This is a genomic window from Hydrocoleum sp. CS-953, assembly GCF_002260545.1.
Lineage (GTDB): Bacteria > Cyanobacteriota > Cyanobacteriia > Cyanobacteriales > Microcoleaceae > Trichodesmium.
In genome coordinates this window covers 1-6,615 of record NZ_LGSU01001081.1, presented here as the reverse complement: position 1 = coordinate 6,615, position 6,615 = coordinate 1, and the positions used below count along the sequence as shown (strand labels likewise).

2 pseudogenes are annotated in these 6,615 nt (G+C 36.9%); both read left to right on the top strand.

Annotation, left to right across the window (positions count from 1 at the left end):
- Nucleotides 1–2,500 (top strand): annotated as a pseudogene (locus AFK68_RS45425) (calcium-binding protein); the annotation flags it as partial.
- Between the two features lie 1,292 nt (nt 2,501–3,792).
- Nucleotides 3,793–5,924: pseudogene (locus tag AFK68_RS45420) on the top strand (calcium-binding protein); the annotation flags it as partial.
- Nucleotides 5,925–6,615: the final 691 nt, after the last annotated feature.

Genomic DNA, 6,615 nt, shown 5'->3' with positions numbered 1-6,615 from the left:
TGGTGGATCAGATGATGATGACCTAAAAGGGGATGACGGAGATGATACCATACTTGGTGGTGATGGTGATGATAAAATCAAGGGTGAGGATGATAATGACTTAATTTTCGGTCAAGAAGGTGATGATGATATTAAAGGTGGGAAGGATGAGGATACTATTTCTGGTGGTAGTGGTGATGATAAAATCAAGGGTGATGACGGTAATGACTTGATTTTTGGTAATGATGGTAATGATACTCTCGAAGGTAAGAAAGGAGATGATATTCTTGTTGGAGGTCTTGGTAGTGATAAGCTCCGTGGAAATTCGGGTGATGACATCTTTGTTTATACAGCTATTGGTGAAGGTATAGATGAAATTAGCGATCTAGAAGCTGACGATGATACCATTGGTCTTCTTGCAGAAGTATTTGACCCCAATAACACTCAAGTCATAAATTTTGTTACATCTACTAATGTTGATAGTGAAGATGTAGCTACTTTACTGGGGGATTCAAATTTCTTAAATAGTCTCAACATAGATGCAAACTTCCCGACTATTATCTTTTTTGATGAAGACGACAATGGTAAAAAAGGTACAATAGCTTATTCCCGAGATAATGAAACTGATATTTTGGCCAGAGTCTCAGTCAAAAAAGGAGAATTAAGTGCTGAGAATTTTCAGTATTTAACAGATGAAACAATAATTGAACTTCCTGAATTCAATGATAATAATACAGGAATTGATTTTAGTGATGGAGGAGTTATCAGTATTGAATCATCTATACTGGAATTGCTAGACATTAGTCAAGAAGATATTGAAATATCAATAACTGATGGAAATACTATAGACCTTAATGCTAACTTTTTCGTTATTTCACAAGAAATAACTAATATTACAGTGCTGCAACAACAGTTAGTAAATATTGGATTTAGCAGCACAGCTTTATTTTTATTCAGTACAGCAGATAACATATTTTTAGCATCCTTTGATGGTAATGAAGTTAACACTATTACTGAGTACGAAACGATATCCAACCTCGAAGCATTTACCATTGAAAACCTGAATATTAGCACGAATAATTTCTCAATTAGTAATCAAAATCAAGTATCAATTAGTGTATCTGTACTTGAACAATTAGGAGTGACTTTAGAGTCTCTAACCAGTGTTGTTATAGGTACTGATGATGTCACCCCGGTAACAGAAAAATTACTACTTTTTTCAACAGAAGAATTTGACAGCATAGAAGTTTTTACTCAAAGATTAAGCATTCTTGTTGGTAATACTGCTGCTCTAGCTGTTGCTAACATTGAGGGTCAAACTGTTTTACTATTCTCAGATGGTAGTTCAGAAGGAATTACTATTATTCAAGAATTTGATGAAATTCTATCTGATATAGAATTATTTAGTAGTGTTAACCTGAGTCTCTTCAATGAAATAGAAGTAACAGCAGATAATAATATTGTTTCTGCTACAGATAATCCTGATGAATTCTTCATTCTCGAAACAATTGAAGGTGGATTTACAATTGAAGACTTTGATGATAATACAGATATTATCAAATTACGGTCAGAAGATTTTGGGGATCTTACAAATGAAGATTTAACAAGAGCATTAGTTTCAGTATTTACGACTGCTGAAGAGGTAGAAGGTGCTAATTTTCTAATTATCGACCAAGTATTTACTTCTCTAGAAGAAGTCAACACACGATTAACTGAGTTGGGTGTAACTGACTTCGTTTTCTTGACTTACACCGATGAATCAGAGAATACTGTTTTAGCTTTTTCACAAAATGGTTCAGTTGAAGTTATTGCTAACTTTGCTACTGATGTAGAAACAGATGTGGAAATTGATACAGATAATATCTTGATCATAGGTGGGGATGATAACGACGATGATGATGAGGACGATGATAATGAGGGGGATGATGATGGCGACCTAATAGAAATTAATGCTAGCATCTTACAATCATTAGAGGTCACAGCAGAAACGTTTACCAGTGTCAACATTACTGCTGATATTACCCAAGAAGTGCAACAAAGTTTCTTGATTTTTGAAGAAGAGACTTTTGCGAGTTTAGAAATTCTGCAAGAACGACTGGCAGCGCTAGTAGTCGAACGTTCAGTTCTCATATTAGCTGAGATTGAAGGTACTATTGAGTTAGTATTTTTCGATGGTAGTGAATTTGAGGTGGTAACAGAAAGAGAAATCGAAAATATTAGTGATTTCTCTATTGAGAGCTTAGACTTGTTCACACCATTTGATATCGCAGCAGAACAAAAGCTAGAAATTGATATTGATATACTAACAGATATTAATGTCACATTAGAAAATTTCACGAAAATAAATATTGCAGCTAACTTTAACCAAGAAGTTGAAGAAAGTTTCTTGATTTTTGATTCAGAAACTTTTGCAAGTTTAGAAGTGCTAGAACAACGTCTGGTAGGTTTGGTAGGCGATCGTTCAGTTCTGATATTAGCAAATATCGAAGGTCGTACTCAGTTAGTATTGTTCGATGGTACTNAAGAAAGTTTCTTGATTTTTGATTCAGAAACTTTTGCAAGTTTAGAAGTGCTAGAACAACGTCTGGTAGGTTTGGTAGGCGATCGTTCAGTTCTGATATTAGCAAATATCGAAGGTCGTACTCAGTTAGTATTGTTCGATGGTACTGAGTCTGAGTTTCAAGAATTAGAAGACTTTCAAGTACAGTTGGAGAATATTAGTGATTTTGATGTTGAGAACTTAGAGTTTGAGGACTTTGAGGACGATGACGATGATGAGGACGATGATGATGATGATGACGACGATGATGATGACGACGACGATGACGATGGAATAGAAATTGATGCCAACCTCTTAGAATCATTAGGTGTCACAGCAGACACTTTTACTAGCTTCAATGTTACTGCCAACTTTAACCAAGAAGTTCAACAAAGTTTCTTGATTTTTGAGTCAGAAACTTTTGCTAGTTTAGAAATTCTGCAACAACGACTGGCAGTGCTAGTAGGTCAACGTCCGGTTCTACTATTAGCTGAAATTGAAGGTACGACTGAGTTAGTATTTTTCGATGGTACTGACTTTGAGGTAGTTACAGAAATAGAGATAGAAAATATTAGTGATTTCTCTATTGAGAGCTTAGACTTGTTTACACCATTTGATATCACAGCAGAACAAAAGCTAGAAATTGATATTGATATACTAACAGATATTAATGTCACATTAGAAAATTTCACGAAAATCAATATTGCAGCTAACTTTAACCAAGAAGTTGAAGAAAGTTTCTTGATTTTTAACGGAGAAAGTTTTGCTAGTCTAGAAGTGCTACAAGAACGTCTGGTAGGTTTGGTAGGCGATCGTTCAGTTCTGATATTAGCAAATATCGAAGGTCGTACTCAGTTAGTATTGTTCGATGGTACTNGGTAGGCGATCGTTCAGTTCTGATATTAGCAAATATCGAAGGTCGTACTCAGTTAGTATTGTTCGATGGTACTGAGTCTGAGTTTCAAGTAGTAGAAGACTTTCAAGTAGAGTTGGAGAATATTAGTGATTTTGATGTTGAGAACTTAGAGTTTGAGGACTTTGAGGACGATGACGACGATGACGACGATGACGATGACGATGATGACTTTGATGTTACAGTAGATCAGTTAGAAATTAGTGCTGAGATACTACAGTCACTAGATGTCACAATAGAAAATTTCACCAGTATCAATGTCACTGCTAATTTGACTCAACCAGTTGAACAAACTTTCTTGCTTTTCCAGGAAGAGTCTTTTACCAGTTTAGAAATTCTGGAAGAACGTCTGGCAGAACTTGTGGTAGATCGTTCAGCTCTCATATTAGTTAATATCGAAGGTAGCACTCAGTTAATTTTCTTCGATGGCAGCGAGGTTGATATCATTGAAGACTTGGAAGTAGAACTAGAAGATATTAGTCAGTTTACTTTTGAGAACAATTTACAGTTTACCAACACCGTCAATATTACGAACCAAACAGAAGTGACTGCTACTGTTGGTGTAGTGGATCAGTTTGTATTCAACTCCCTGACAGAAACTGGGGTGACAATTACAAACTATAGTGAGGAAGACATTTTTGAATGTGATTCTCAAATCTTTGGAGGAATCACAAATGACACCCTACAAGAATTGACTGTCACCGAAACGGCAACTTCAATAGGAACTGCCAATTTCCTATCATTCGAGGCTAGTTTCACACAACAGCAATTACTTGCGCGGTTGCAAGCTTTACAGGTTGGTGATATTCCCAGGTTACTTTTATACGAGAATGAACAACAACAAACTGTAGTAGGTTACTGGACAGGTACAGAAATTAATATTCTAGCTAATCTGGAAGCTAATGTTAGTGTTACCTCAGAGAACTTTGTTTTTGTCAATGAAGAGATAGATGAACCACAAGATCCTCCAGCACAAGATCCTCCAGCACAAGATCCTCCAGCACAAGATCCTCCAGCACAAGATCCTCAACCAGATGTCAATGTTGTCATCAGTAACTCAAATACAATTGTAGTTAACAGTGAAGTTGAAAATGTAATTCAATTCAATTCCTTAGAACAAATTGGTGGTACGATAGTTGGATTTAGTGAGTCAGACTCCTTAAACTTCAATTCATCACTATTCGGTGGTTTTAGCAATTCAACATTCAGTAGTACAATTATTAGTGAGTCAAGCACCAATGTTGATATCCAGAACCAAACTTTACTGATTGTTCAACAACAGATTAACTCAATACAAGAAGTACAAGCACTGCTAGGTAGTTTACAAGCAAATAACCCAGTATTTGTTCAATACACTAATTCATCAGGTAATACTGTACTAGCATTTGCAGAAAGTAGCACTCAAGTAGAAGTTGTTAGTCAGTTTGCGTCTGAAGTCTCGCTAACTCAGGCTAACTTTAACTTTACTGAAGTAACCACGGCAAGTGCAGCCACAGAAGTTACTGCTACTACTGGTTTAGTGGATACGATTTTCTTTGATTCATTGAGTGAAGCGATCGCTATTAACAACTTTGAAGCAACAGATGTACTTCAGTTCCAAAGAGGAATATTTGCAAACTTCCAAAACGGTAGCTTCGCTCAGGTTACTGTAGATGCTTCAACTGTAAATGTTGCTAGTAACATAGGTCTAATTGACTTAACTGAAGAATTTGCTTCCCTCACAGAAGTAGAAACACGCTTACAGCAACTTAGTGTTAATAGTAGTGGTACTTTTGCCACGTATGTTAATGCACAAAATCAAACTGTGCTGACTTTCTTCCAAGGAGACAGTTTAGAAATAGTCGCCACCTTTGATACAGAAATCAACCTAGATGTGAGTAACTTTACTTTTGTTGGTATCGCAGGCGGAGATACAGACGACTTGATTGTAGGTGACTCAAATCCAAATGTTCTCAATGGTTTTGGTGGAGACGATACTATACAAGGTTTTGGTGGAAATGATACTATCCGTGGTGGTGACGACGAAGATTTGATTTACGGCAACCGTGGTAACGATCGCCTAGTTGGCAATGCTGGTGATGATACTATTCTCGGTGGTTTAGAGAACGACTTGATGCGTGGTGGAAGTGGCAACGACTTGATGAGAGGAGGGCGTGGTTTTGACCGTCTCTTAGGCGGACCGGGTAACGATACCCTTGCTGGTAATACTGGTCGCGATCGCCTCAATGGTGGTCCAGGTAATGATATACTCACAGGTGGTGTCAGTATTGACCGCTTTATCTTTGCTACTAATGACGAGTTTGATGAATCAGATGTAGGTACAGATGAAATCACCGACTTTGTTGTAGGGCAAGATATTATTCTGTTGGATAAAAACACTTTTACCGCACTTACCAGTATTCAAGGTGATGGGTTCAGTGTTGCAACAGAATTTGACATAGTTACTACTAATGCAGCGGCAGAAACTTCTAGTGCGTTTATTGTCTACAACAGNCTAATGACGAGTTTGATGAATCAGATGTAGGTACAGATGAAATCACCGACTTTGTTGTAGGGCAAGATATTATTCTGTTGGATAAAAACACTTTTACCGCACTTACCAGTATTCAAGGTGATGGGTTCAGTGTTGCAACAGAATTTGACATAGTTACTACTAATGCAGCGGCAGAAACTTCTAGTGCGTTTATTGTCTACAACAGTGAAAATGGTAACTTGTTCTATAATGCTAATGGCAGTGCTGCTGGTTTAGGTGATGGTGCTAATTTTGCAACCTTAACTAATAACGCACAAATTAGTGCTGATGATTTCTTCCTGCGTTAACTAGCTATCAGCTTTTAGCTCTAGGTTAAAATTACCTATAGTAGGGACGATACATGGATCGTCCCTACTGTGTTTTAGGTCATTAATCTCGAAAGGCTGTATGATACCATGTCCGTTTGTATCGTTTGTGTAAAAGCCGTGGAAATATCTACCATTAGTAAGATTTTTCCTTTTCTTAAACCTTCTTCCTTCTTCCTTCTTCCTTCTTCCTTACCTTTCCCATACAAGACCGATGCTACCGGACATGATATGATATCAAATCCTTGGCTTGGGAGTAATAGAGTTGTTGGGAAATAACTTAGATTACAAAAAAAATAAAATGAAAACAGATATATTTAGTTAGTGATTTTATTATTTATGCTGC